Consider the following 23,993-nt stretch of genomic DNA (forward strand, 5'->3'; position numbering starts at 1 on the left):
GGGTTCCCGCTCATCACGGCAGGCGGGCGTGTTCGGCCCGGCTGGCGGAGATCCGCTGACGCGCGAGCGCGCGGGCCTGCTTGGTGTCGTTGCCGGTGAGCCGGGCGAGGATGGTTGCCAGCGGCCTGATCCGGCCCCAGCCGCCCCAGTGACCCTCGGGGATTTCGGTGGGGAACACCCAGATCCGGCTGGCGTCACGCGGCCAGGCGCCGTTTTCCGCGTCGAGGATCGCCTCGGTGACCTCGGCGATGACGTTCGCACGCTGCTGCTCGTCGAGCTGCCCCTCGGGGACGGACGGGACGATCTTGTAGCGCGGTGCGCCCGCGGGTTGACCGCCGACGTAGACGCCGGCGGGCCGGTGCAGCCAGAGCCAGGAGACGGAACGGCTCACCGGGTCGGCGGGGTCGAACCCCTCGTTGCGGATGAGGATCTCGGTGATGCGGTTCAGCAGCGCCGCCTCGGCGTCCGGCTGGAGCGCACCCTCGGGGATGTAGACGTCGAGCATGGGCACGGTCGGCCTCCTTGTAAGTTCAGTTCTTAAACTCAGGCCGGAGCCTACAAGTGCTCAGTACAACTTGTAAACTCAGATGGGTACACTCGCCCCATGGAGACGCGGCGGATCGACCCGGTGAACTGCTCGGTGGCGCGCGCACTCTCGGTGGTGGGGGAGCGCTGGTCTCTGCTGATCGTCCGTGAAGCGCTGGACGGCGCGCGCCGGTTCGGCGAGTTCCACTCCCGCCTCGGGATCGCCAAGAACCTCCTGGCGACCCGGCTCGAAACCCTGGTGACCGCGGGAGTGATGCGGCGCGTGCCCTACCAGGACCCCGGGGACCGGCGGCGCTTCGCCTACGAGCTCACCGAGCAGGGCCTGGCGTTGCGCCCCACGCTCGTGGCGCTCCTGGAATGGGGCGACAGGTACCTCGCCGACCCGCAGGGCCCGTCGGTCATCGTCCGGCACCGGCCCGCCGACGGTGCGAGCTCCTGCGACGAGCCGGTCAAGATCGTCCTCGAATGCGCTGCGGGGCACAGCCACCTCGCCCCGGAGGACATCAGCCGCACGCCAGGGCCGGGCGCGCGCTTCGTGGAAAGCTCCTGAGCATCGTCCCGGACTATGCTGATCGACAGTGGCTGACCGGTGACGGTCAGCCGCGCCAGGGTCCACGCCATCGAGTCACCCGAGCACCTCAAGCCCGAAACGGTCCAGCACAGCTAGACCAGGGGTACGTGCCGCCCGAGGAAGCCGATCACGCTGGGCACCACGGTGCGGTTGAACGAGTCGCCGTGCTTGCCGCGTGCCGTGAACGCGACGGCGGGGTGCGTCGCCGCGATGAACTTCCGCACGCCCTCGATGAACGGGTCCTCGGTGCCGCACCACACGCCGGTCGGCACGCTGCCGGTCGCCGTGAGGTGCTTCAGCGGGTCCATCGACGCCCAGTCGGCGGCGTCGCGGAACGCGCCGCGCTTGGCCATCTCCGGCCAGGACAGGATGAGCGCCGGGGCGAGCAACGCCAGCGCGTCCAGCGGCTGGCGCCGCTCGGCCCGGCGCCGCGCGTACAGCAGCCCGCCGAACCCGCCCATCGACATCCCCAGCACCGCGAACGGCCGCCCGGCCGCGCCGCCCAGACCACGGCGGCGCAGCCACTGCGGCACCTCGTCCAGCAGCATCCGCATCGGGTCGTCGCCCGGGTGGTGCTGGTGCCAGTAGTTGTCCCCGCCGTCGACCGCGACCAACCCGAACGGCGGCACCGAACGCCGCGCGACGCGGCCGGCCAGCTCGTTGAGGGTGCCCGTCGGCGCGGCGGTGCGGGCGCGGCCGTGCAGGCCGTGCAGCACCAGCACCATCGGCAGGTCCCGCGGCGGCGACTTGCTCGGCAGCAACGTCACGAAGTCGACCTCACGACCGCGCGCGGCCGACCAGACGCGCTCCACCCGCGCGAACCCCAGCTGGCTCACCGGGGTCGAGGACGTCACGCCGAGCGCCCGCTGCACCGCCTCGTCCACGGGCAGCACGCCGGTCGCGGTACCGGCGGTGAACGCGGCCACGCCCAGCCCGGAGGCGCCGGCGATCAAGAGCGATCGGCGGCTGAAGCGCAGTCTGTCCACCGGACCATTCAAGCGTATGCACGGGCCCCGGAAAACGGTCAGGACGCGGCGGCGGCCTTTTCGAGCACGCGCTGTTCCCCGGTGTAGAGGTTCATGCTCGCGCCGCGCAGGAAGCCGACGAGCGTCATGCCGTTCTCCTCGGCCAGCTCGACCGCCAGCGACGACGGTGCCGACACCGCCGCCAGCAGCGGGATCCCGGCCATCGCGGCCTTCTGCACCAGCTCGAACGAGGCCCGCCCGGACACCAGCAGCCCGGTGTCGCCGAGCGGCACCCGGCCCGCCAGCAGCGCCCAGCCCAGCACCTTGTCCACGGCGTTGTGCCTGCCCACGTCCTCACGGACCGCGAGCAGGGTGCCGTCGGCGGTGAACAGGCCAGCCGCATGCAGCCCGCCCGTGCTCGCGAAGACCTTCTGCTGCTCGCGCAGCGCGTCCGGCAGCTTCGCCAGGACCTCCGGCGTGACCGCGAACGGGGACTGCCCCGGCGCGAACCGCGTCTTGAGCTTGACCGCGTCGAGCGCCGCCTTCCCGCACACGCCGCACGAGGACGTGGTGTAGAAGTTGCGCTCCACCCCGGTCTCCGGCGGCGCCACGCCCTCGGCGAGCGTCACGTCCAGCACGTTGTAGGTGTTGCGGCCCTGATCGTCGACACCGTCGCAGTAGCGCGCGGCGAAGACGTCGTCCGGCGAGCCGAGCACCCCCTCGGACAGCAGGAAGCCGTGGGCGAGTTCGACGTCGTGCCCGGGGGTGCGCATGGTCACCGCGAGCGCCTTCCCGCCGACGCGGATCTCCAGCGGTTCCTCGGCGGCGAGCGAATCCGGCCGCCGCCGCTGCCCCGTCTCGGACAGCACCCGCACCGGCCGCCGCACGGTCACCCTGCCCATGGTCGTCACTCCCCGCCGCTCTGCCCGAAAGTTCCACAACCCGTTGGTGCGGCGACACGCTTTCGGTACTAGATTGCTGTCACCATCCAGCCTAGGGGAGCAGCACTGTGGCCGTCACTTTCCTGGACCGTTCCCACACGGTCGCGCCCGCCAACTGGAGTCGCTGGCTGATCCCGCCCGCCGCGTTGTCGGTGCACCTGTCCATCGGGCAGGCCTACGCGTGGAGCGTGTTCAAGCCGCCGCTGGAGAAGGCGCTGCACCTGTCGGGCACGCTCAGCGCGCTGCCGTTCCAGCTGGGCATCGTCATGCTGGGGCTGTCGGCGGCGTTCGGCGGCACGCTCGTCGAGCGCAACGGCCCGCGCTGGGCGATGTTCGTGTCGATGACGTGCTTCTCGACCGGGTTCCTGATCTCGGCGCTGGGGGCGGCGACGTCGCAGTACTGGCTCGTGGTGCTGGGTTACGGGCTGGTCGGCGGCATCGGGCTCGGGATCGGCTACATCTCGCCGGTGTCGACGCTGATCAAGTGGTTCCCCGACCGGCCGGGCATGGCGACGGGGATCGCGATCATGGGCTTCGGCGGTGGCGCGCTCATCGCGTCGCCGTGGTCGAGCCAGATGCTGGAGACGTTCGGCAGCACGCCGGGCGGTATCGGCGCGGCGTTCCTCGTGCACGGGCTGGTGTACGCGGTGTTCATGTCGCTGGGCGTGTTCCTGATCCGCGTGCCCGCGGACGACTGGAAGCCGAAGGGCTGGGAGCGGCCGAAGGCGAACGGCAACGCGCTGATCACGACGGCGAACGTCTCGGCGGCGAACGCGATCAAGACACCGCAGTTCTGGTGCCTGTGGATCGTGCTGTGCTTCAACGTGACCGCGGGCATCGGCATCCTGGAGAAGGCGTCGCCGATGATCACCGACTTCTTCCGCGGCACGTCGGTGCCGGTGGGCGCGGCGGCCGCGGCCGGGTTCGTGGCGCTGCTGTCGCTGACGAACATGCTGGGCCGGTTCGTGTGGTCGTCCACGTCGGACCTGGTGGGGCGCAAGAACATCTACCGCGGCTACCTCGGGATCGGCGCGGTGCTGTACCTGGTCATCGCGCTGACGGGGAACTCGTCGAAGGTCGTGTTCATCCTGTGCGCGATGGTGATCCTGTCGTTCTACGGCGCGGGTTTCGCGACGCTGCCCGCGTACCTCAAGGACCTGTTCGGCACGTACCAGGTGGGCGCCATCCACGGGCGGCTGCTGACCGCGTGGTCGGTGGCGGGCGTCGTCGGCCCGCTCATCGTCAACGCGATCGCGGACAGCGAGAAGCAGGCGGGCAAGCAGGGGCCGGACCTGTACACGACGTCGTTCTACATCATGATCGCGCTGCTGGTCGTGGGCTTCGTGGCCAACGAGTTCGTGCGGCCGGTGAAGGAGAAGTACCACGAGCCGGCGGCGGGGCGGCCGGGCGTGCCCGCGGGGAAGGAAGCGGAATGAACGAGGGCAGGCGTCCGTGGCTGTTGACCCTGGCGTGGCTGTGGGTCGGGCTGCCGTTCGCGTACGGGGTCTACGAGCTGATCCGCAAGGTGGTCCAGCTCTTCGGGGGCTGAGTTCCCCGGGGTTTCGGGGGGCCGAGGCCGGTGGCCTGGCGAAACCGGGCGCCCGGGCGGTTACTTGGGTGGCCGGGCTGGGGTTTTCGGCGGTGGACGCCGGGCGCTCGGGCGGTGGTCGGCGGCAGGCGGGGCGGCTTCTGTCGGCGGAGTTCGGTTTCCCGGACCACGCCCACTCTGGTTGCCCAGGAAACCGGCGGCGGTCCCGTGAAGGATTCGCGTCTGGCGCCCTCAGCCCTTCGACCCCGCTGATTGCCTCCTTGGGGGCCGCGCCAGCTTCTCGACCAGTGCCCGGCGGGCTGAGTGCACGTGTTCCTCCGCCACCTCCGCGAGCCGGGCGGTGTCGCGGGCGCGGATGAGCTTCGCGAGTTCCCGGTGTTCGCCCCAGGCGGCGGCGCGGTACCGGTCGTGGCCGAGGCGCACGCGGTGGGACTGGAACAGCCGCACCTGCGAACGCACCGCTCGCCACGCGTCGAGCAGCCGCCGGTTGCCTGCCGCGTCGTAGATCCTCTCGTGGAACTCCAGGTCCAGCGCCAGCATCCGCATCCCGTCGGTCTCCCTGACCATCCGGTCCACCAGGCGGTCCAGCTCGTCGAGCTGCTCGGGCGTGGCGCGCTCCGCTGCGGTGACCGAGGCGAGCCGGTCCAGGGCCGCCCGCACGGCGTACACCTCCTCGACGTCGGCCTCGGTCAGCCCGATGACGTGGGTGCCCTTGTGCCACACGCTCTGCACGAGCCCCTCACGCTCCAGCACCGCCAGCCCTTCACGCACCGAACCGCGGCTGACCTGCAGCAGCGCCGCGAGCTCCACCTCGCGCAGCGCGCTGCCGGGGGTGATCCGCCCCCCGAAGATCTCCTCACGGATGCGGTCGGCCGCCTCGCCCGCGAGACCCCGCCGCTGAACCGGTTCCATGTCCGAATGTTGACATTCGGACATCCGGAAGGTCAAGCTGAGGACAAGCCGACCTGAGGAGCAGCCGAAATGACCCGACCCGGATTCCACCTCGCCATCCCGGTGGACGACCTGGCACGTGCCCGCGAGTTCTACGGCGGCGTGCTCGGCCTGCCCGAGGGGCGGTCGGACACGGCGTGGGTGGACTGGAACTTCCACGGGCACCAGGTGGTGACGCACGTCGTCCCCGGCGCCCGCACCGAATCGGGCCGCAACCCCGTCGACGGGCACGACGTGCCGGTGCCGCACTTCGGGCTGATCCTGTCCGTCGAGGACTTCCACGAGCTCGCCGACAAGCTGCGCGCCGCGGGCACCGAGTTCGTCATCGAGCCCTACCAGCGGTTCGCGGGCGAGCCGGGGGAGCAGTGGACGATGTTCCTGCACGACCCGGCGGGCAACGCGCTGGAGTTCAAGGCGTTCCGCGACGAGTCCCAGCTGTTCGCCAAATGAGCCGCGGCATCCTCGTCACGGGTGCGGCGTCCGGGCTCGGGCGGGCGGTCGCGCACGCCTTCGCCGACCGGGGCGACCGCGTGGCCGTGCACTACAACTCGAACCGGGCCGACGCCGAGACGACCCTGAAAGCCTTGCCGGGCAAGGGACACACACTCGTCCAGGGTGACATCACCACCGCACCCCAGCGGATCGCCGACACCGCGGAAGAGGCGCTCGGCGGCGTCGACGTGCTCGTCAACAACGCCGCCGTCGTCACCACGAACGCCACCGCGCACCCGCTCGCCGACACGTCTTTCGAGCACTGGCAACGGATGTGGCGCGAATCGGTCGCGGTGAACCTGCTCGGCGCGGCCGACCTGACGTACTGCGTCGCCCGGCACATGATCGCCCGAGACGTACCCGGACACATCGTGAACGTCGGCTCGCGTGGCGCGTTCCGCGGCGAACCGGACCACCCGGCGTACGGCGCGACGAAGGCCGCGCTGCACTCGATGGGCCAGTCACTCGCGGTTTCCCTTGCACCACACGGCATTTCGGTCGCCTCGGTGGCGCCGGGCTTCATCGCGACGGAACGCGTCGCCGACTGGCTCACCGGCGAGCGGGGCGAGGCGCTGCGGGCGCAGAGCCCGTTCGGCCGGGTCGCGGAGCCGGGCGAGATCGCCGAAGCGATCGTCTACCTCGCCTCGCCGGGCTCCACGTGGGCGTCGGGCGCGATCCTCGACCTGAACGGGGCGTCCTACCTGCGGACGTGATTGGTCCATCGGGGTGAAGCCTGGCGGATTTCCTCCACCGGACCCGCCGGGATACGTGAGTATCCCCGGCAGAGTCCGCAGGAAGGCTGGCCGATGACGACAGGCGGCCGACTTCTGGGCCGACTGGGACAAGGCGCTCGCGCAGGTGCTCAGGACGCTCGGGCCGCCTTCTCCAGCCTGATCACGACCGCCTTCGACACCGGCGTGTTCGACTTCTTCGCCACGGAACCCAGAGGTACCAACGCGTTCGCCTCGGGGAAGTACGCGGCGGCGCAGCCGCGGGCCGTCGGGTAGGCGACCAGGCGGAAACGCTCGGCGCGGCGTTCGCCGTCCTCCCACTCCGACACCAGGTCCACGACCTCGCCGTCGGCGAAGCCGAGTGCCGCGATGTCCTGCGCGTGCACCAGCACCACGCGCCGCGCGTCCTCGATGCCGCGGTAGCGGTCGGACAGGCCGTAGATCGTGGTGTTGTACTGGTCGTGGCTGCGCAGCGTCTGCAGCAGCAGCCGCCCCTCCGGCACGCGCGGGAACTCCAGCTCGCTGACCGTGAAGTTCGCCTTGCCCGTGTCCGTGCGGAACTCGCGCGCGTCACGCGGCGGGTGGGGGAGTACGAACCCGTCCGGCTGCCGCACGCGCGCGTTGTAGTCCGCGCAGCCCGGCACGACGCGCGCGATGCGGTCGCGGATCAGGTCGTAGTCGCCCTCGAACTCAGCCCACGGCACGGCGTGGTCCGGCCCGAACAGGGCCCGCGCGAGGCGGCACACGATGGCCACTTCGGACAGCAGGTGCTCGCTCGCGGGGCGCAGGCGGCCGTGGGAGGCGTGCACGCACGACATCGAGTCCTCGACCGTGACGAACTGCGGCCCGCTCGCCTGCACGTCCCGCTCGGTGCGGCCCAGTGTGGGCAGGATCAGCGCGGTCTTCCCGTGCACCACGTGCGACCGGTTGAGCTTCGTGGAGACGTGCACGGTCAGCTCGCACGCCCGCAGCGCGCGCTCGGTCGCCTCGGAATCCGGTGTGGCGGCGGCGAAGTTGCCGCCCATGCCGAAGAAGACCTTGCCCTTCCCGTCCCGCATCGCGCGGATCGCGGCGACCGTGTCGAAGCCGTGCTCGCGCGGCACCGGGATGCCGAACTCCGCCTCCAGCGCCAGCAGGAACTTCTCGGGCATCTTCTCCCAGACACCCATCGTCCGGTCGCCTTGCACGTTCGAGTGGCCGCGCACCGGGCACAGGCCCGCCCCGGGCTTGCCGATCATGCCGCGCAGCAGCGCGACGTTGGTGATCTCCTGGATCGTCGCGACGGCGTGCCGGTGCTGCGTCACGCCCATCGCCCAGCAGTACACGGTGCGCTCGGACTCGGCGATCATCCGCGCGATCCGGGTGATCTGCTCGCGGGGCAGGCCGGTCGCGGCGTCGATCGCCGCCCAGTCGAGCTCCCGCAGGTGCTTGGCGTAGGCGTCGAAGCCGTGTGCCGAGGAACCCACGAAGTCGTGGTCGACGACCGTGCCGGGCGCCGCCTCCTCCCACGACAGCAGCAGGTGCCCGATCGCCTGGAACAACGCGAGGTCACCGCCGAGCCGGATCTGCGCGAACTCGTCCGCCAGCGCGGTGCCCTTGCCCAGCACGCCACGCGGCGTCTGGGGGTTCTTGAACCGCATCAGCCCGGCCTCGGGCAGCGGGTTCACGGCGATCACGCGGGCACCGGCGGCCTTGGCCTCCTCCAGCGCCGAAAGCATGCGGGGGTGGTTGGTGCCCGGGTTCTGCCCGACCACGACGACCAGGTCGGCGCGGTGGATGTCGGCGAGGCTCACCGAGCCCTTGCCGATCCCGGTCGACTCGGTCAGCGCCGCGCCCGAGGACTCGTGGCACATGTTGCTGCAGTCCGGCAGGTTGTTGGTGCCGAACGAACGCACGAGCAGCTGGTAGAGGAACGCGGCCTCGTTGCTGGTGCGGCCGGAGGTGTAGAAGACGGCTTCGTTCGGCGAGGAAAGCGCTTGCAGCTTCGACGCGACGAGCGCGAACGCGTCGTCCCAGGAGATCGGCTCGTAGTGCGTGGCGCCCTCGCGCAGCACCATCGGGTGCGTCAGGCGGCCCTGCTGGCCCAGCCAGTAGTCCGTCCTGCCGGCCAGCTCGGACACGGGGTGCGCGGCGAAGAACTCCGGGCCGACACGGCGTTTCGTGGCCTCCTCGGCGACCGCCTTCGCCCCGTTCTCGCAGAACTCGGCGAGCTTGCGGTGCTCCCCGTCGGCCTGCTGCGGCTCCGGCCACGCGCAGCCCGGGCAGTCGAAGCCCTGGCGCTGGTTGAGCAGGCGCAGCGCGCGGACCGTCCGGCCGGCGCCCATCTGCTCCACGCTCCGCAGCAGCGAGACCGCCACCCCGGGCACGCCCGCGGCCCAGTCCTTCGGCTTCGAGACTTCCAGCTGGGCCTCGTCGATGTCGGCCCTCGGCGCGTTCCGTGTCACACCGTCATTTTCCGTTCTCGACCGGCTCCTGACGAGACCGGGTCGCCCGCAGCCCGCGGTCGAAGGCGGTCACGGCGAACAACACGACGCCGACCCCGACGAGCGCCCATGCCAGGTGGTGCAGCCCCGCCGACGTCGTCTGCTCGCCGAAACACAGCGCTATCAGCGTCGATGCGGCGATGGCGCCGAGGTACTGTGCGGTGCGGAACAGGCCGCTGGCGGTGCCCATCTGCTCGGCGGGCGCCTGCCCGTAGAGCGCTGTCTGGTTCGTCACACTCGTCAGCCCCTGGCCCAGCCCGAACACGGCGGTCATGCCGACGAGCACCACGAACCACGTGCCGGTGTCCACGAACAGCAGCAGCGCGGACCCGGCGAGCAGCGCGAGCGAGTTCGTGATCAGCCGGGCGTAGAGGCCGGTCGGCCTGCCCGAGGCCGCGGCCGCGAGCACCGCGACCGCCGACATCGGCAGCAGCAGGGCACCCGCGCGTTCCTCGCTCAGCCCGCGTGCCGCCTCCAGCCACTGCACGTAGCCGAACATGATCGAGTACACGATGAGGAAGGCCAGCGACTGGCGCAGGTAGGTGCGCAGCAGCGGCGCGTTGCCCGCGAGCATCCGCAGGTCGATGAACGGACGTCGGGCACGCAGCTCGGTGCGTGCGAAGACGGCGGCGAGCACGACGGCGATGCCCAGCAGGTACAGGTCGTCGAGCGCCGGTGCCATCACGAACAGCAGCACCACCAGCAGCGCGGCGGAGAACAGCACGATGCCCGGCACGTCGATGCGCTCGCGCTTGAGCCCGGCGCGGTCGTCCTTGGGCACCCAGAACAACGCCAGCAGCAGGGAGATCCCGGCCAGCGGGATGTTCACCGCGAAGATCGCGGGCCAGCCGAACAGGCCGATCAGCACCCCGCCGAGGGTCGGGCCGATCACCATGATCGTCTGCGCGGACATCGCCAGCACGGACAGGATCCGGCTCGGCACGCCCTGCCCCGCCGCGTCCGCGCGTTTACGCAGCACCGCCATCGCGGCCGGGAAACCCGCGCACGTCCCGATCCCCAGTACCGCCCGCACCGCGATCAGCCAGCCCAGCGAGAACGCCAGCAGCCCGCCGATCCCGGCGAGCATCACGATGACCGCGCCGGTCAGCAGCACGCGCCGCGCGCCGAACCGGTCGACGAACAGGCCGACCACCGGCTGCCCGACGGCGGTCGCGAGGTACAGCGACGTGATCAGCCACGCCGTCTGCTCCGGGCGGGCGCCGAAGGTGTGCGCGATGGGCACCAGCGCCACCGCGATCAACGTCGAGTTGATGGGGTTGAGGACCGCGCTGGCCACCAGCGGGGTGACCAGCTTCGGGCCGAACAGGCCGGGTGCCCTCGTCGCGGTGCGCTGTGCCGTCGTCGTTCTCACTCCTGGGTCGGATCAGGCCGGGTTCTGGTTCTGCGCCAGGCGTTCCAGCAGCGGCAGCGCCGTGGCTACGGCCTCGCGTTCCTCCGCCGTGAAGCCCGCCAGTGACGTGGCCAGCCACTCCTCGCGGTGCTGGTGCACGCCCCGCACGGTCTTGCTCCCCAGCTCCGACAGGGAGATCACGGTCCGCCTGCCGTCGCGGGGGTCACGGGTGCGGTCGAGGTAGCCCAGCTCGTCGAGCACGGCGAGCGTGGCGGCCATGGACTGCTGCCGCACGTGTTCCGCCGCGGCGAGCTGCGCCTGGGTGGCGGGCCCGTCGCGGTGCAGCCGCGAGAGCACGGCCGACTGCGAGGGCGTGAGCACCCCGGCGTTGTCCACCTGGCGCAGCCGCCGGTGCAGCTGCCCCACCACGCCGCGCAGCGCTCCCGCGAGCCGCGCGACCTCGTTCGGAACGCGGGTCATATGCACAGTCTAGCCTGTTGAGTCTGACCTGTGGAAAGGAGCGCGGTCTCCAGGCACCTGCGACGGGACAGCGCCGAGGAGCCCGGAACCTGAAGAACAGCCCGTTCGAAACGGCGCGTTCGCCGATCCCGCCGACGTGGACCAAAGCGGGGCGCGGGCACGGGGCCTTCCCGTGCCCGCGCCCTCCGTCAGCCGCAGTTGTCCTCGGTGGGCAGCGGCTTCGTCGGGTCGTACTGGCCCGGTTCCTGCGTCAGCGACGGGCCCGCGAAGTCCGGCTCCGTGAACGAGGGGGCGATCAGGTTCCGCTTCGACGCCTCGCAGGCGATGTTCGAGTAGTACCCGCCGCGGTTCTCCAGGTACAGGTACTTCTCACCCCGCTCGGCCACGAAGTCGGCCTGCACGCGGATGAACGGCTCCATGTCGCCCGGGCTGGTGATCGTGCGGCTCCCGGGGTCGAAGGCGTACGCGGTCACGTAGTCGACGTGGAGCACGAGTTCCTGCTGCCCCCGCGGGGTCATCGTGACGGCACCCGACATGCGAGCGGGCACGGGCAGCAGCGGGGGATCGATGGTGAGGTATGTGAGGTAGCGGTCCGCGTCCGTCCGCACCTGGTCGCGGATGTCCGGAGCGAGGAGGGCGAGGAACTTGTCCGGCCGGTGTCCCTGGAGCACGTCCGCGTCGAGCGAGGTCAGGACGATGGCCTGCTTGACCTGGTCGAGCGCGGTGGCGACCTGCTTCTCGGAGAACCCGCCGACCTTCACCGCCGCGGGGAAGGTCACCCCCTCGATCCCCTCCCGCCAGTTCTGCGCGGGCGTCTTGTCGAACGGGTGGGACAGGTCCACGCGCGCGAACTCCGGGATCACGGACGGCGCCGTGGTCGTGCTCGTGCCGCCGCCGCTGGTCGCGTCCGCGGCGGTTTCCGCGTGCGTCTTGCCCCAGTAGTAGAACGCGACCCCCGCTCCGGCCAGCACGACGGCCACCACGGCGGTGATGGCCAGCCGCTTGCCCAGCTTCGCCCGGCGCCGGTCGCGCCGGTAGTCGACCCAGGCCTCCTTCACCGCGTGCCGCTGCCAGTCCGGATCTCTCAGATCCGGGTGGTTCTCGATGTCCTGCTCGTCCACTCGTCCCGCCTCGTCGGTCAGCTCAACAACCGGCAATCGGGACGTGCTCCGTTTCGTTACGCCGACACCGCGTTCGCAACCGTTTCGGAACCTGGAGCGATCAGCGCACCGCGCGCTCGACGATCGCCGCCAGGCCGGTCATCCCGGCGAAGTTCGGGTGGTACGGCGCGGCGGTGAGCTTGAGGTCCTTGCCGTTGATCCACGCCGCCGCGCCCGCGCACGCGTCGTGCCCGAGCGACGGGGTGAAGGTGTCCACATAGGACGCTCCACCATCGGCGGCGGCACCGGAAACCGCCGCGTTGAGCGCTTCCTCCACGCTGTTGAGCCACGCGTAGTCACCGTCGGCGAAGGGCAGGACGTCCGGGCACGTGCCGCTCGGCGGCGCGATCCGCGGGTAGCCGACCGCGAGCACCTTCGCCTGCGGCGAGCGCCGGTGGATCTCCGCGAGCACGGCGGTGATGTTCGCCCGCGTCTGGGGCAGCTTCGCCTTGATCGTGTCGACCCCGTCGACCGTGAACTGCCGCTGGCACGGGTTGCCGGTCGGATCGCTCGCCCGCAATCCGGGGCAAGTGCCCACCAGCGTGCCGAACACGCTGTAGTCGTTGCCGCCGATGCCGAGGGTGACCAGGTCGGTGTCGGGGCGCAGCGCGTCGAGCTGCGGCGGGTTCGTGCCCAGCGGCACCGACTGCGGCGCCGTCATGTCGCCGGTGTCGGCACCGCTGCAGCTGACGTCGGTGTACGACGACACCAGCAGCCGCAGCGCCAGCTGAGCCGGGTAGTTCGACGTGGACCGCAGGCACCCCAGGGGATCCACGCGCTGCAACGGGATCAGGGGGCCCGCGGTGTAGGAGTCACCGAGCGCGACGTACCGCGAAAGCCGCGCCGGTTGTGCCGAAGCGGTCAACGCGGAGGCGAGCACGGTGCAGACGGCGAGAACGGCGACGATGAGGCCCCGGCGAGCACGCATGCTTCTTTCCTAGCCCTCGCCGGGGCCGGGCGGCGCCGCCGAAGGGGTGGTCTCGCCCGAAGTCACCCCATTCAGCGGTACGCGGACTGTCCCGTGAGCAGCTGCCCGAGCACCAGCGTGTGGATCTCCTCGGTGCCCTCGTACGTCAGCACCGACTCCAGGTTGTTCGCGTGCCGGATCACCGGGTACTCGAGGCTGATCCCGTTGGCCGCCAGGATGGTCCGCGCGGTGCGGGCGATGTCGATCGCCGTGCGCACGTTGGTGAGCTTGCCGAAGCTGACCAGTTCCGGCGGCAGCTCACCGGCATCCTTGCGGCGGCCGAGGTGCAGCGCGAGCAGCAGGCCCTTGTTGAGCTCCAGCGCCATCTGCACGAGCTTCTGCTGCGTCAGCTGGAAACCCCCGATGGGCCTGCCGAACTGCTCGCGGCTTGTCGCGTAGTCCAGCGCGGCCTCGTAGCAGGAGCGGCCCGCGCCCAGCGCGCCCCACAGGATCCCGTACCGCGCTTCGGCGAGGCACGACAGCGGGCCGCGCAGGCCGGTCACCCCCGGCAGCACCGCGGACTCCGGCAGCCGCACGTCCTCCAGCACCAGCTCGGCGGTGGCGGACATGCGCAGCGACAGCTTGTGCTTGATCTCCCGCGCGGTGAACCCCGGCGTGTCCGTGGGCACGACGAACCCGCGGACGCCTTCCTCGGCCCGCGCCCACACGACGGCGACGTCCGCGATCGTGCCGTTCGTGATCCACATCTTCGCGCCGTTGAGCACCCAGTCCGAGCCGTCGCGCTTCGCGGTCGTGCGCATGTCGCCCGGGTCGGAGCCGCGGTCGGGCTCGGTGAGGCCGAAACAGCCGATCTTCTCGCCGCGCGCCATCGCGGGCAGCCACTGCTCCTTCTGCTCGTCGGAGCCGTACTTCCAGATCGGGAACATCGCCAGCGAGCCCTGCACGGACACGAAACTGCGCAGCCCCGAGTCCCCGGCCTCCAGCTCCAGGCAGGCCAGCCCGTACGACGTCGCGTTCGTCCCGGCGCAGCCGTAGCCGGTCAGGTGCATGCCCAGCAGGCCCATCTCGCCGATCGCGCCGACGAGGTGCCGCGGGAACTCCGCGTCCTCGAACCACTGACCGGCGTGCTCGGCGACCTCCTTGCGCACGAACGCCCGCACGGTGTCGGCTATCCCGCGCTCCTCGTCGGTGAGCAGTTCGCGGATGCCCAGCAGGTCACGGGGGTCTGGTTTGCTCATGCCGACCACCCTAAGCGGTACACCAGCAGGTAGCGCCAGAACAGCACTGGGCGCACCGTGCTCCCCGGCAGCAGCCGCGCCGACTCGCGGCGCACCTGCGTCATCGTCATGGTCCAGTCCCGCACGCGGGGTGCGATGGTGTGGTCCGGACCGCCGTTGAGCCGCTCGCCAGCGGCGACGACCGCCCGCGCGAGGAGGTTGAGCGGCGGCGAGAGCACGTGCCACTGCGCGAAGTCGGCGGCCGAGCGCGGCTTCGCCAGGCCCAGCACCACGAGCACCCCGCCGGGGTTGAGCGCGTCCCGCAGCTTCGTCACCGTCTCGAACGGCATGTGGTGCAGCGAGGCCAGGCAGCTGATGAAGTCGTAGCGGCCGAGTTCGGCCTCGGTCACGTCCTCCTGCCGGTAGCAGATGCCACCACCCAGGGCACGGGCCGCCGCGATGACGTCGGCGTCCGGATCGACGGCGTCCACCTCGAGCCCGGCCTCGGCGAGCCGCCGTGCGAACCGACCCGTTCCGCACCCGACGTCCAGCGCCCGACGTGCGCCCGGGGGGACGTGGCGGAGCAACAACGGGTGGTAGTGGGAGTTGTGGTCGAAGGGCATGGGCCCAAACTGCCAGAACGTCGGCGCCCTAGACTTGACAACTGTGGAAGAGGAGTACCCCGCCGAGCTGTCCAGCGGCGACAACTTCGTGGCCGGGCCTCTGCCCGACGACCCCGCGGACGTCGACCCCGTCGACCTCGAGGAGACCGAGCGGCAGGCCCGCCAGGAGCTGCTGAAGGTCGAGGCCGAGCTGAACACGCGCTGGCCGGAGACGAAGATCGAGCCCTCGCTCGACCGCATCCGCGCGCTCGCGACCGTCCTGGGCGACCCGCAGAAGTCCTACCCGGTGCTGCACGTGGCGGGCACCAACGGCAAGGGCTCCACGGTCCGCATGATCGACGCGCTGCTCACCAGGATGGGCCTGCGCGTAGGCCGGTACACGAGCCCCCACCTGCAGCTCGTCACCGAGCGCATCGCGCTGGACGGCGTCCCGATCCCGGCGTCGAAGTACGTCGACATCTACCACGACATCGCGCCGTACATCGCGATGGTGGACGGGGCCGGCGGGCCGCCGATGAGCAAGTTCGAGGTGCTCACCGGCATGGCCTTCGCCGCGTTCGCCGACGCGCCGGTCGAGGCCGCGGTGATCGAAACCGGCATGGGCGGCCGCTGGGACGCCACGAACATCGCCGACGGCCAGGTCGCCGTGATCACCCCGGTCGGCATCGACCACGTCGAGTACCTGGGCGGTGACCTCGCGGGCATCGCGGGGGAGAAGGCCGGGATCATCAAGCCCGGCAGCGTCGCGGTGCTCGCCGAGCAGGACCCGGTGGCGCAGCGCGTGCTGCTGGAGCAGGTGGTCGAGGTCGACGCGACGGTCGCGCGCGCGGGCAGCGAGTTCGCCGTGCTGCGCCGGGAGATCGCCGTCGGCGGCCAGCTGCTCACGCTGCAGGGGCTCGGCGGGATCTACGACGAGATCTTCCTGCCGCTGCACGGTGCCCACCAGGCGCAGAACGCGGTGCTCGCGCTGGCCGCCGTCGAGGCGTTCTTCGGGGCGGGCAAGGACAGGCAGCTCGTGATCGAGGCGGTGCGCGAGGCGTTCGCCGAGGTCCAGACGCCGGGACGGCTGGAGCGCGTGCGTGCCGCGCCGACGGTGCTGATCGACGCCGCGCACAACCCGCACGGCGCCCGCGCCCTGGCCGCCACGATCAGCGAGGAGTTCGCCTTCCGGCGGCTGGCCGCGGTCGTCAGCGTGATGGGGGACAAGGACGCGCGGGGCATCCTCGAAGCGCTGGAACCGGTGGTTTCCGAGATCGTGGTGACCCGCAACAACTCCGAGCGCGCGATGCCGCTGGACGAGCTGAACGACCTCGCGTTGTCGATCTTCGGCGAGGACCGGGTCGTCGCCGAGCCCAGCCTGGACGCGGCCATCGAGACGGCCGTCGCGCTGGTCGAGGAGACCGACGACGAGCCGCTGGCCGGTGGCGGCGTGCTGGTGACCGGTTCGGTCGTGACCGCGGGTGAGGCGAGGACTTTGTTCGGAAAGGAACCCGCGTGAGCGACGCACCGCAGGAGGGCGCCGTCAAGCCGCCCGCGAAGGACCCGATGAAGTCCTTCCGCGGGGTGATGGCCGGCACGCTCGTGTGCGAGGCCATCACCGTCGGACTGGCGCTGCCGGTCGTCGCGCGGCTCGGCGGTGGTGTCGGCACGGTCAAGGGCTGGGCGGTGATCGCCATCGCGATCCTGCTGCTGGTGGCCTGCGGGTTCGTCCGGCGGCCGTGGATCGGCGCGGTGATCGTGGTGCTGCAGCTGGCGTTGATCGCGTTCCTGTTCTCCATCACCGCGATCGGCGTGATCGGCCTGCTGTTCCTCGCGTTCTGGCTGTGGGCGTTCTGGCTGCGCCGCGACGTGGCCCGGCGCATGGCGGCCGGGACCTTGCCTAGCCAGCAACAGCGGTGACGGCGCCGAACCACGTCCGCAACGCCTCGTCGAGCCCGCTCCCGCCGGCCCACGCCACGTAGCCGTCGGGACGCACGAGCACCGCGGGCGCGGGCGGCTCGGGGGTCTCGGCGCGCAGGTGGTCCACGCGGTCCCGCCACGGCTCGACCGCTTCACCGAACTCACCGGTGAAGTCCAGCAGCACCGCGCGCCCGGCCCGCATCACCTCGCCGACCCGCGTCGTGCCCAGCGGCAGGTCGGGCATCCACCGGCCGAGCAGCGGATGCGGGGCCGCGGACATCTCGTACCGCACGTCGGCGCCCGCAAGGAGTTCCGCGATCCGGCGCCGCACGACGTCCTCGTCGAGCAGCTCGCCGAAGATCTGCCGCACCGCGCGCACGTCCTCGCCGGGCGAGAGCAGCGCCACCTGCGCCACGGTGTGCAGCAGCACGCGGCGGCCGACCGGGTGCCGTTCGCGGTGGTAGGTGTCGAGCAGCCCGTCCGGGGCCCAGCCCCCCAGTTCCGCGGCGAGCTTCCAGGCCAGGTTCAGCCCGTCCTGCAGCCCCAGGTTCAGCCCCGGTCCGCCGAACGACGGGTGCACGTGCGCGGCGTCGCCGAACAGCAGGACCCGGCCCTCGCGGTAGCGCTCCGCCTGCCGCGCGTTGCTGCCGGCCCGGCGCTTCCACTCCGCCGCGCCCGGCGCGGGTTCCACCACCACGTCCCGCCCGACGACCCGGCAGAAGGCGTCCCGCACCTCCTCGAACGTGACCGGCCCGTCGACCGCCGGCTGGTCCCATTCGGCGGAGCCGATGAAGTGCACGCCCGGTTCGAACGACGCGAAGGCGAAGGCGCCGCGCGGAGTCCAGTGCCACTGGAGCGGCCGCACCCGTCCCTCGTCGGGCACCTCGAGCTCGCCGGTTTCCGGCACGAGCCCCGGGTCGCGGATCACCACCAGCCCGGTGCGCGTGACGAACCGGTCGTCGGTGCTGCCGGGGAACCCGATGCCCGCCTGCTTCCGGACCGTGCTGTGCGCCCCGTCGGCTCCCACGAGGAACCGCGTGCGCAGGCGCTGCCTGCCGGCAGGCGTCCGGACTTCGAGCGTGACGCCGTCGTCGTCCTGCTCGAACGACTCCAGCTCCCAGCCCCGCCGCACCGCCACGCCGAGTTCGGCGGCGTACGCGTCCAGGCGTTCCTCCAGCACCCGCTGCGGGATCGGCAACGTGTAGAGCGGATTGCCCGCCACCGCACGCAGGTCGAGGCCGAACCCGGCGAACTGGTAGACCGGGGTCGGCGTGGGCGGGCCCGGTCGCCCCGAAAGCCGTTCGTACAGCCCGCGGTAGTCCATGGCCTGCACGACCCTGCCGACGAGCCCGTTGGCCTTCGGCTGGGTGCTGATCTCCGCAAGGCGTTCCAGGACGAGGGGTGTCACCCCGGCCCGGCGCAGTTCGCAAGCCAGGAACAGGCCGTTCGGCCCTCCGCCCGCGATGACGACGTCCGCGTTCACGCTGTCTCCTTCCGCAGGCCCTCACGCAGTCCGGCGAGGGCCTCTCGCAGCAGCTCTTCGATGGATGAGGGCGGTTCGGCGCGCAGCCAGTGGTCGAGCGCGACCCGGGTGGCCAGGCTGACCGCGCCCGCGAGGAGCCTCGGGTACATGTCCCGCTCGGCGTCGGTGCCGGTCCGCTCCGCGATCGCCGCCGCCAGCTCCAGCTCGGCGGCCTGGTGGCTGCTGAGGAACTCCCCTTGCAGCGCCGGGTTCCGCAGGATCCGCTGGACCCCGGCGAGCCACGCGTCGGTGGGCGCGCCCGCGCCCGCGAACTGGGCCAGCACGGCGTTGCTCACCGCGTCCCACACCGGCTCGTCCGCGGGGCGCTCGCGCAGCAGTTCGGCCGCCCGGGTGGTGCGCTGCACGGCCCGCCAGACGATCGCCTCTTGTTTGCTGCGGAAGTAATTGTTGAAGGTGCGCGGCGAGACGTTCGCCGCTGCGGCGATGTCCTCGACGAGCACGTGCTCCAACCCCCGTTCCACGGCCAGGCGCAGCGCCGCGTCGGACAGCGCCTGCCGGGTCTGCTGCTTCTTCTGCTCCCGCAACCCCATGACGCCCACCGTACCCAAAACTTGCGTGACACGCAAAATTGCTGATCACGAAAGTTTCTCGTTCATCCGGGGGACAGCGGGAGTTGGCCCGCGCGCCCCCGGCGCCGGATAGAAACCGGGCATGACCGAACAGACCCGCCGTTCCCTGCTCAGAACCGGCGCGCTCACCGCCGGCGCGCTGGCGGCCGGTGCGCTCGCCGCCCCGCAGGCGTTCGCCGCCGCCCCGCTCGTCCGCCGCGACCGGCCCGTGCTGACCCACGGCATCCAGTCCGGTGACGTCACCGCCGACTCCGCCATCGTCTGGACCCGCGCCGACCGCCCGTCCCGCATGGTCGTCGAGATCTCCCGCGACCCGTCCTTCCGCAACGCGCGCACGTACCGCGGCCCGCTGCTCACCCCCGACACCGGCGGCACGGGCAAGCTGCGCGTCAGCGGTCTGCCCGCGGGCACCGAGCTGCACTACCGCGTCACCGCCGAGGACGGCCGCGCCACGAGCGAGCCGCTGACCGGCCGGTTCCGCACGGTCCCGCTCGGCCGGTCCGACACGCGGATCCTGTGGTCCGGCGACGTCGTCGGCCAGGGCTGGGGGATCAACCCGGACATCGGCGGGATGACGCCGTACGCCGCGATGGCCGCCCGCCGGCCGGACCTGTTCCTGCACAGCGGCGACACCGTCTACTCCGACGGCCCGCTCACGGAGTCCGTCACGCTCCCCGACGGGCGGGTGTGGCACAACATCGTCACGCCGGAGAAGTCGAAGGTCGCCGAGACGCTCGACGAGTACCGCGGCCAGTTCGCGTACAACCTCCTCGACGAGAACGTGAAGGCGTTCGCGGCCGCCGTGCCCAGCTACGTGCAGTGGGACGACCACGAGGTCACCAACAACTGGTACCCCGGCGAGATCCTCGACCTGCCGCAGTACACCGAGAAGCGCGTCGACGTGCTCAAGCAGCGGGCGTTCCAGGCGTTCCACGAGTGGCAGCCGATCGACGCCAAGCGGGCCGTCGACGGGCGCGTGTACCGCAGCTTCCGCTACGGCAGGCACGTCGAGATCTTCGTGCTGGACATGCGGACCTACAAGGACGCCAACACCGCGGACCAGACCAGGCCGGGGCACATCCTGGGGGACCGGCAGGCGCGGTGGCTCGTCGACGGGCTCAACCGCAGCACGGCGACGTGGAAGATCGTGCAGGCCGACCTGCCCATCGGCCTGGTCGTGCCGGACGGCAGCGGGATCGAGGGCGTCGCGAACGCGCTGCCGGGCGCGCCCGCCGGCCGGGAGGCCGAGCTGGCCTGGGTGCTGCACCGGATCAGGAACGTGGTGAACGTCGTGTGGCTGACCGCCGACGTGCACTACACCGCGGCACACCACTATTCGCCCGACCGCGCGGCGTTCGCCGATTTCTCGCCGTTCTGGGAATTCGTTTCCGGTCCGCTGCACGCCGGCGCGTTCGGCCCGAACACGCTCGATCCGACGTTCGGCCCGGAGGCGGTTTTCGTCCACGCCCCGCCCGCCGCGAACACTTCGCCGCTGGAGGGTTTCCAGCATTTCGGGGAGCTGAACGTGGACGGCGCCAGCGGCGCGCTGACCGTCGATCTCCGGGACGGGAAGGGCAGTTCACTGTGGTCGAAGACCCTCCGGCCCGAGCGGCCGGGACGGCATCAGTAGGCTGCGCACACCGAGACAATTGATAAAGGAGCAACAGAGTCGTGAGTGAGCGCACGCTGGTCCTGGTCAAGCCCGATGGCGTGAAGCGCGGCCTCGTCGGTGAGGTCATTTCGCGGATCGAGCGGAAGGGCCTGACGCTGGCCGCACTGGAACTGCGCACCGTCGAGCGTTCGGTCGCCGAGGAGCACTACGCCGAGCACAAGGAGAAGCCGTTCTTCGGCGAGCTGCTGGAGTTCATCACCTCCGGGCCGGTCGTGGCGATCGCCGTCGAGGGGCCGCGGGCGATCACCGCCTTCCGCCAGCTCGCGGGCGGCACCGACCCCGTCGAGAAGGCCACCCCCGGCACCCTGCGCGGCGACTTCGCGCTGGAGACCCAGTTCAACCTGGTGCACGGCTCGGACTCGCCGGAGTCGGCGGAGCGCGAGCTCAAGCTCTGGTTCCCCGACCTGTGAGCCGCTAGGACCGGCCCGGGGCCGTTGCGCCCCGGGCCGGTTCCGGCCACCATTCCTCCCATGACCGCCAGCGCCGGCGCCTCGCCCCGATCGGTGCTCGCCCGTGGGCTGTCGCTCCTCGACGCGTTCGAGGCGACCGACACCGAGCTGACGCTCGCGGAACTGGCCGAGCGCACGGGGTTGCCGAAGGCCACCGCGCACCGGCTGGCCGCCGAACTCGTCCGCTGGGGCGGCCTGGAGCGCGCGGGCCAGGGCTACCGCCTCGGCGTCAAGCTCTTCGAACTCGGCCAGCGCGCACCCCGCCGCCGTGACCTGCGGGAGGCCGCGCTGCCGTACCTGCAGGACCTGTACGAGTCCACGCACGAGAACATCCACCTCGCCGTTCCCGCGGGGCCGCACACGCTGTTCCTGGAGAAGGTGACGGGCCACCGCTCGACGCCCATCCTGTCGCGGGTCGGTTCACGCATGCCCGTGCACTGCACGGCCACCGGCAAGCTCTTCCTCGCGCTCGGGCCGCCCGGCTACTTCGCGAGGGTCGCCGCCGCGGGCCTGGCACGCAGGACACCCCGCACGATCGTCGCGCCGGGCCTGCTGCGCCGGGAGCTGGACCGCGTCTGCGAACGCGGCTACGGCGTCAACCGCGAGGAGTCCGAGGCGGGGGTCGCGGCGGTCGCCGCCCCGGTGTACGACGCGCGGCGCCACCTCCTCGCGGCCATCTCGATCACGGGCAGCGTGGAGCGCCTGGACCTCGACCGCCTGGCACCGGCGGTGCGCACGGCGGCCTTCGCGCTGTCGAGGGAGCTGGCGGGCTGACACCGCCTTCGTCAACGGCGGGAGCCGGTCCAGCCGCGTGTGGGACCCCCTGTGCGCCGAACTCGCCAGAACCGACGGCGTCCGGTTGTCCCCGCCCGGGTTCGGCGGGGACGTTCCCCCGGATGGCGCCGGGTGAACCGGTCGACCTCGTCGGGCCCGGCTTGGCCGCGGGCTGCCCGTCGCCGCGGCCCGTCCCGGCCTGGTGATCCTCGGCACCGAGGACCGGTTCGTCGATTCGGTCGGCATGCGGCGCCGCTTCGCCGCCCGCGCGGGAGCCGGTCCCGCGGCCCGGAAAACCTTGACCGCTTTCCGGGCAGCGATCCGGTAAACGGTTCGAAACTGTCGGTGCCTGCCCGTACTGTGCTCGGCGTGGACGAAGCACCGAACATGGTCCAGGCCAAAGCGCTCGTGAAGCGCTTCGGCGGGTTCGAGGCCGTCCGGGGGATCGACGTCGAGGTGCGCCGCGGCGAGGCGTTCGGTTTCCTCGGCCCGAACGGCGCCGGCAAGTCCTCGACCATGCGCATGATCGCGTGCGTTTCGCCGCGCTCGGACGGGGATCTGCGGGTGCTGGGCATGGACCCGGACGTCGAGGGCCCGCGGATCCGCGCGCGGCTCGGCGTGGTGCCGCAGCAGGACAACCTGGACACGGAGCTGACGGTCCGGCAGAACCTCCAGGTGTACGCGCGTTACTTCGGGCTGTCGCGGGCGCGGGCGCGGAGCAAGGCCGACGAGCTGCTGGAGTTCGCGCAGCTGTCCGACCGGGCCGACGCGGAGGTCGATCCGTTGTCGGGCGGCATGAAACGGCGCCTGACCATCGCGCGCTCGCTGGTCAACGAGCCGGAGCTGCTGCTGCTCGACGAGCCGACGACGGGGCTGGACCCGCAGGCCCGCCACCTGTTGTGGGACAGGCTGTTCCGGCTCAAGGCGCAGGGCGTCACGCTGATCGTCACGACGCACTACATGGATGAGGCCGAGCAGCTGTGCGACCGGCTCGTCGTCATGGACGCCGGGCGCATCGTCGCCGAGGGCTCGCCCGCCGAGCTGATCGCGCGGTACTCCACCCGTGAGGTGCTGGAGCTGCGTTTCCCGCCGGGGCAGGAGGTTCCGGCGGAGACGTTCGCCGATCTCGCCGAGCGGGTGGAAGCCCTGCCCGACCGCGTGCTGCTCTACACCGCGGCAGGGGAGTCGGCGCTGGAGCAGGTGCACGCACGGGGCTGGCGGCCGCTGTCGAGCCTGGTGCGGCGCAGCACGCTGGAGGACGTGTTCCTCCGGCTCACCGGCCGGACGTTGGTGGACTGATGGTCGTTTCCACGGGCCGGGTCGTCGGGTCCTGGCGGGCGGCGTGGCTGCGCGTCGAGGGCAGCTGGACGTGGTACCGCCGGTACTGGAAGTCCAACCTGTACTCGTCCGGGCTGCAGCCGCTGCTGTTCCTGATCGCGATGGGGCTGGGCTTCGGTTCCCAGGTGCGCGCCGGGCCCGCCACGGGCGGGCTGCCGTACGTGCAGTACATCGCGCCGGCGTTGCTGGTGTCCGCCGCGATGCAGAACGCGGTCGGCGAGTCGACGTACCCGGTGCTGTCGGGGTTCAAGTGGCAGAAGGACTACCTGGCGGTCACGGCCACGCCGATCACCGCCGGGCAGCTGCTGGGCGGGCACTTCGCGTGGGTCGCGCTGCGGTTGACGCTGGCGAGCACGGTGTACGCGGTGATCGCGCTGCCGTTCGGGGCGTGGCTCAACGCGGGCGCGCTCCTCGTGGTGCTGACGGGCGTGGTCACCGGGCTGGCCTGCGCGGCACCGGTCACGGCGTTCGCGGCGAGCACCTTCGACGAGGGCGTTCGCTTCACCGCGTTGTTCCGGTTCGTCGTGATGCCGATGACGTTGTTCGCGGGCACGTTCTTCCCGATCGAGCAGATCCCGCTCGCGCTGCGCTGGCTCGCGTGGATTTCCCCGCTGTGGCACGGGAACCAGCTCGCCCGCGGCGTGACGCTGGGCGGGGTGCCGTGGCCGGCGATGCTCGGTCACCTGGCGTTCCTGGCCGCGTTGTTCGCGGTCGGCGCAGTCCTGGCGCGCCACTACTTCTACCGCAGGCTGGTGGTGTGA

General features: G+C 71.5%; 25 protein-coding genes. 12 read left to right on the forward strand and 13 right to left on the reverse strand.

What is annotated here, in order from left to right:
* Window positions 1-13 precede the first annotated feature (13 nt).
* Entirely contained in the window at window positions 14-505 is a 492-nt protein-coding gene (locus BMZ92_RS25790) for a tautomerase family protein (protein WP_245783255.1), read from the reverse strand.
* Window positions 506-604: 99 nt separating this feature from the next.
* Between BMZ92_RS25790 and BMZ92_RS25795 the strand changes: the two genes are divergently transcribed.
* On the forward strand, window positions 605-1,096 hold the full coding sequence (locus BMZ92_RS25795; RefSeq protein ID WP_091512523.1) for a winged helix-turn-helix transcriptional regulator: 492 nt from the start codon (window positions 605-607) through the stop codon (window positions 1,094-1,096).
* Window positions 1,097-1,209: 113 nt separating this feature from the next.
* On the opposite strand, the gene BMZ92_RS25800 is transcribed toward BMZ92_RS25795, so the two are convergent.
* Both BMZ92_RS25800 and fdhD read right to left on the reverse strand, forming a co-directional pair.
* Window positions 1,210-2,103: an alpha/beta hydrolase gene (locus BMZ92_RS25800; RefSeq protein WP_425425856.1), complete on the reverse strand. Its 894-nt coding sequence runs from the start codon at window positions 2,101-2,103 to the stop codon at window positions 1,210-1,212.
* Window positions 2,104-2,141: 38 nt separating this feature from the next.
* Complete coding sequence (gene fdhD / locus BMZ92_RS25805; RefSeq protein ID WP_091512529.1) at window positions 2,142-2,984, reverse strand: formate dehydrogenase accessory sulfurtransferase FdhD; 843 nt, start codon at window positions 2,982-2,984, stop codon at window positions 2,142-2,144.
* Between the two features lie 107 nt (window positions 2,985-3,091).
* Here fdhD and BMZ92_RS25810 point away from each other — a divergent pair, with 107 nt between their 5' ends.
* Both BMZ92_RS25810 and BMZ92_RS38860 read left to right on the forward strand, forming a co-directional pair.
* Window positions 3,092-4,459: an L-lactate MFS transporter gene (locus BMZ92_RS25810; RefSeq protein ID WP_091512531.1), complete on the forward strand. Its 1,368-nt coding sequence runs from the start codon at window positions 3,092-3,094 to the stop codon at window positions 4,457-4,459.
* Window positions 4,456-4,572 (forward strand): MFS transporter small subunit, encoded by a 117-nt coding sequence (locus BMZ92_RS38860; RefSeq protein WP_425425857.1) that lies wholly within the window; start codon window positions 4,456-4,458, stop codon window positions 4,570-4,572. Before BMZ92_RS25810 ends, BMZ92_RS38860 begins: the two co-directional genes overlap by 4 nt.
* Window positions 4,573-4,803: 231 nt before the next feature.
* On the opposite strand, the gene BMZ92_RS25815 is transcribed toward BMZ92_RS38860, so the two are convergent.
* Window positions 4,804-5,484, reverse strand: a complete 681-nt coding sequence (locus tag BMZ92_RS25815; protein ID WP_091512534.1) for a GntR family transcriptional regulator — start codon at window positions 5,482-5,484, stop codon at window positions 4,804-4,806.
* A 69-nt stretch (window positions 5,485-5,553) separates the two neighbouring features.
* Here BMZ92_RS25815 and BMZ92_RS25820 point away from each other — a divergent pair, with 69 nt between their 5' ends.
* Window positions 5,554-5,973, forward strand: coding sequence for a VOC family protein (locus BMZ92_RS25820; protein ID WP_091512536.1), 420 nt, complete (start codon window positions 5,554-5,556; stop codon window positions 5,971-5,973).
* Window positions 5,970-6,728 carry an SDR family NAD(P)-dependent oxidoreductase gene (locus BMZ92_RS25825; RefSeq protein WP_091512539.1) on the forward strand — a complete coding sequence of 253 codons (759 nt, stop codon included), beginning with the start codon at window positions 5,970-5,972 and terminating at the stop codon, window positions 6,726-6,728. The genes BMZ92_RS25820 and BMZ92_RS25825 overlap by 4 nt, the downstream gene beginning before the upstream one ends.
* 149 nt (window positions 6,729-6,877) lie before the next feature.
* On the opposite strand, the gene BMZ92_RS25830 is transcribed toward BMZ92_RS25825, so the two are convergent.
* The 7 genes from BMZ92_RS25830 to BMZ92_RS25860 form a co-directional block, all read right to left on the reverse strand.
* Window positions 6,878-9,190 (reverse strand): FdhF/YdeP family oxidoreductase, encoded by a 2,313-nt coding sequence (locus BMZ92_RS25830; RefSeq protein WP_091512540.1) that lies wholly within the window; start codon window positions 9,188-9,190, stop codon window positions 6,878-6,880.
* Window positions 9,191-9,194: 4 nt separating this feature from the next.
* Window positions 9,195-10,526, reverse strand: a complete 1,332-nt coding sequence (locus BMZ92_RS25835) for an MFS transporter (protein WP_091512693.1) — start codon at window positions 10,524-10,526, stop codon at window positions 9,195-9,197.
* An 87-nt stretch (window positions 10,527-10,613) separates the two neighbouring features.
* Window positions 10,614-11,060: a MarR family winged helix-turn-helix transcriptional regulator gene (locus BMZ92_RS25840; RefSeq protein ID WP_091512543.1), complete on the reverse strand. Its 447-nt coding sequence runs from the start codon at window positions 11,058-11,060 to the stop codon at window positions 10,614-10,616.
* 188 nt (window positions 11,061-11,248) lie between these two features.
* Window positions 11,249-12,217, reverse strand: coding sequence for a hypothetical protein (locus tag BMZ92_RS25845; RefSeq protein ID WP_245783252.1), 969 nt, complete (start codon window positions 12,215-12,217; stop codon window positions 11,249-11,251).
* 64 nt (window positions 12,218-12,281) lie between these two features.
* Window positions 12,282-13,148, reverse strand: coding sequence for an SGNH/GDSL hydrolase family protein (locus tag BMZ92_RS25850; RefSeq protein ID WP_091512548.1), 867 nt, complete (start codon window positions 13,146-13,148; stop codon window positions 12,282-12,284).
* A gap of 71 nt (window positions 13,149-13,219) precedes the next feature.
* Window positions 13,220-14,386, reverse strand: a complete 1,167-nt coding sequence (locus tag BMZ92_RS25855; protein ID WP_091512695.1) for an acyl-CoA dehydrogenase family protein — start codon at window positions 14,384-14,386, stop codon at window positions 13,220-13,222.
* Window positions 14,383-14,988 carry a class I SAM-dependent methyltransferase gene (locus BMZ92_RS25860; protein WP_091512550.1) on the reverse strand — a complete coding sequence of 202 codons (606 nt, stop codon included), beginning with the start codon at window positions 14,986-14,988 and terminating at the stop codon, window positions 14,383-14,385. The genes BMZ92_RS25855 and BMZ92_RS25860 overlap by 4 nt, the downstream gene beginning before the upstream one ends.
* 43 nt (window positions 14,989-15,031) lie before the next feature.
* Between BMZ92_RS25860 and folC the strand changes: the two genes are divergently transcribed.
* Both folC and BMZ92_RS25870 read left to right on the forward strand, forming a co-directional pair.
* Window positions 15,032-16,486, forward strand: coding sequence for a bifunctional tetrahydrofolate synthase/dihydrofolate synthase (folC, locus tag BMZ92_RS25865; protein ID WP_425425858.1), 1,455 nt, complete (start codon window positions 15,032-15,034; stop codon window positions 16,484-16,486).
* Window positions 16,487-16,533: 47 nt separating this feature from the next.
* On the forward strand, window positions 16,534-16,887 hold the full coding sequence (locus BMZ92_RS25870; RefSeq protein WP_091512698.1) for a DUF4233 domain-containing protein: 354 nt from the start codon (window positions 16,534-16,536) through the stop codon (window positions 16,885-16,887).
* Here BMZ92_RS25870 and BMZ92_RS25875 read toward each other — a convergent pair.
* Window positions 16,868-18,370: an FAD-dependent monooxygenase gene (locus BMZ92_RS25875; protein ID WP_091512555.1), complete on the reverse strand. Its 1,503-nt coding sequence runs from the start codon at window positions 18,368-18,370 to the stop codon at window positions 16,868-16,870. The two genes, BMZ92_RS25870 and BMZ92_RS25875, sit on opposite strands and share 20 nt — an antisense overlap.
* The gene (locus BMZ92_RS25880) at window positions 18,367-18,960 is read right to left on the reverse strand and encodes a TetR/AcrR family transcriptional regulator (RefSeq protein ID WP_091512556.1); all 594 of its coding nucleotides are present in this window, start codon (window positions 18,958-18,960) and stop codon (window positions 18,367-18,369) included. The genes BMZ92_RS25875 and BMZ92_RS25880 overlap by 4 nt, the downstream gene beginning before the upstream one ends.
* Before the next feature lie 121 nt (window positions 18,961-19,081).
* Here BMZ92_RS25880 and BMZ92_RS25885 point away from each other — a divergent pair, with 121 nt between their 5' ends.
* The 5 genes from BMZ92_RS25885 (at window position 19,082) to BMZ92_RS25905 (ending at window position 23,993) form a co-directional block, all read left to right on the forward strand.
* Complete coding sequence (locus BMZ92_RS25885) at window positions 19,082-20,629, forward strand: alkaline phosphatase D family protein (RefSeq protein WP_091512559.1); 1,548 nt, start codon at window positions 19,082-19,084, stop codon at window positions 20,627-20,629.
* Between the two features lie 41 nt (window positions 20,630-20,670).
* Window positions 20,671-21,081, forward strand: coding sequence for a nucleoside-diphosphate kinase (gene ndk, locus BMZ92_RS25890; protein WP_091512562.1), 411 nt, complete (start codon window positions 20,671-20,673; stop codon window positions 21,079-21,081).
* Between the two features lie 60 nt (window positions 21,082-21,141).
* Window positions 21,142-21,894 (forward strand): IclR family transcriptional regulator, encoded by a 753-nt coding sequence (locus tag BMZ92_RS25895; RefSeq protein WP_091512564.1) that lies wholly within the window; start codon window positions 21,142-21,144, stop codon window positions 21,892-21,894.
* A 387-nt stretch (window positions 21,895-22,281) separates the two neighbouring features.
* Window positions 22,282-23,193, forward strand: a complete 912-nt coding sequence (locus BMZ92_RS25900) for an ABC transporter ATP-binding protein (protein ID WP_091512701.1) — start codon at window positions 22,282-22,284, stop codon at window positions 23,191-23,193.
* Window positions 23,193-23,993: an ABC transporter permease gene (locus tag BMZ92_RS25905; protein ID WP_177228870.1), complete on the forward strand. Its 801-nt coding sequence runs from the start codon at window positions 23,193-23,195 to the stop codon at window positions 23,991-23,993. Before BMZ92_RS25900 ends, BMZ92_RS25905 begins: the two co-directional genes overlap by 1 nt.

Origin of the sequence: Amycolatopsis sacchari, from assembly GCF_900114035.1 — a bacterium.
In the GTDB taxonomy this organism is placed as follows: domain Bacteria; phylum Actinomycetota; class Actinomycetes; order Mycobacteriales; family Pseudonocardiaceae; genus Amycolatopsis_E; species Amycolatopsis_E sacchari.

What these genes read in the sequence shown, in the direction of transcription:
- BMZ92_RS25790 (WP_245783255.1), bottom strand. Translation starts at nt 505, where the DNA reads ATGCTCGACGTCTACATCCCCGAGGGTGCGCTCCAGCCGGACGCCGAG.
- BMZ92_RS25795 (WP_091512523.1), top strand. Translation starts at nt 605, where the DNA reads ATGGAGACGCGGCGGATCGACCCGGTGAACTGCTCGGTGGCGCGCGCA.
- fdhD (WP_091512529.1), bottom strand. Translation starts at nt 2,984, where the DNA reads ATGGGCAGGGTGACCGTGCGGCGGCCGGTGCGGGTGCTGTCCGAGACG.
- BMZ92_RS38860 (WP_425425857.1), top strand. Translation starts at nt 4,456, where the DNA reads ATGAACGAGGGCAGGCGTCCGTGGCTGTTGACCCTGGCGTGGCTGTGG.
- BMZ92_RS25815 (WP_091512534.1), bottom strand. Translation starts at nt 5,484, where the DNA reads ATGGAACCGGTTCAGCGGCGGGGTCTCGCGGGCGAGGCGGCCGACCGC.
- BMZ92_RS25820 (WP_091512536.1), top strand. Translation starts at nt 5,554, where the DNA reads ATGACCCGACCCGGATTCCACCTCGCCATCCCGGTGGACGACCTGGCA.
- BMZ92_RS25825 (WP_091512539.1), top strand. Translation starts at nt 5,970, where the DNA reads ATGAGCCGCGGCATCCTCGTCACGGGTGCGGCGTCCGGGCTCGGGCGG.
- BMZ92_RS25840 (WP_091512543.1), bottom strand. Translation starts at nt 11,060, where the DNA reads ATGACCCGCGTTCCGAACGAGGTCGCGCGGCTCGCGGGAGCGCTGCGC.
- BMZ92_RS25850 (WP_091512548.1), bottom strand. Translation starts at nt 13,148, where the DNA reads ATGCGTGCTCGCCGGGGCCTCATCGTCGCCGTTCTCGCCGTCTGCACC.
- BMZ92_RS25855 (WP_091512695.1), bottom strand. Translation starts at nt 14,386, where the DNA reads ATGAGCAAACCAGACCCCCGTGACCTGCTGGGCATCCGCGAACTGCTC.
- BMZ92_RS25860 (WP_091512550.1), bottom strand. Translation starts at nt 14,988, where the DNA reads ATGCCCTTCGACCACAACTCCCACTACCACCCGTTGTTGCTCCGCCAC.
- BMZ92_RS25870 (WP_091512698.1), top strand. Translation starts at nt 16,534, where the DNA reads ATGAAGTCCTTCCGCGGGGTGATGGCCGGCACGCTCGTGTGCGAGGCC.
- BMZ92_RS25880 (WP_091512556.1), bottom strand. Translation starts at nt 18,960, where the DNA reads ATGGGGTTGCGGGAGCAGAAGAAGCAGCAGACCCGGCAGGCGCTGTCC.
- BMZ92_RS25885 (WP_091512559.1), top strand. Translation starts at nt 19,082, where the DNA reads ATGACCGAACAGACCCGCCGTTCCCTGCTCAGAACCGGCGCGCTCACC.
- BMZ92_RS25895 (WP_091512564.1), top strand. Translation starts at nt 21,142, where the DNA reads ATGACCGCCAGCGCCGGCGCCTCGCCCCGATCGGTGCTCGCCCGTGGG.
- BMZ92_RS25900 (WP_091512701.1), top strand. Translation starts at nt 22,282, where the DNA reads ATGGTCCAGGCCAAAGCGCTCGTGAAGCGCTTCGGCGGGTTCGAGGCC.
- BMZ92_RS25905 (WP_177228870.1), top strand. Translation starts at nt 23,193, where the DNA reads ATGGTCGTTTCCACGGGCCGGGTCGTCGGGTCCTGGCGGGCGGCGTGG.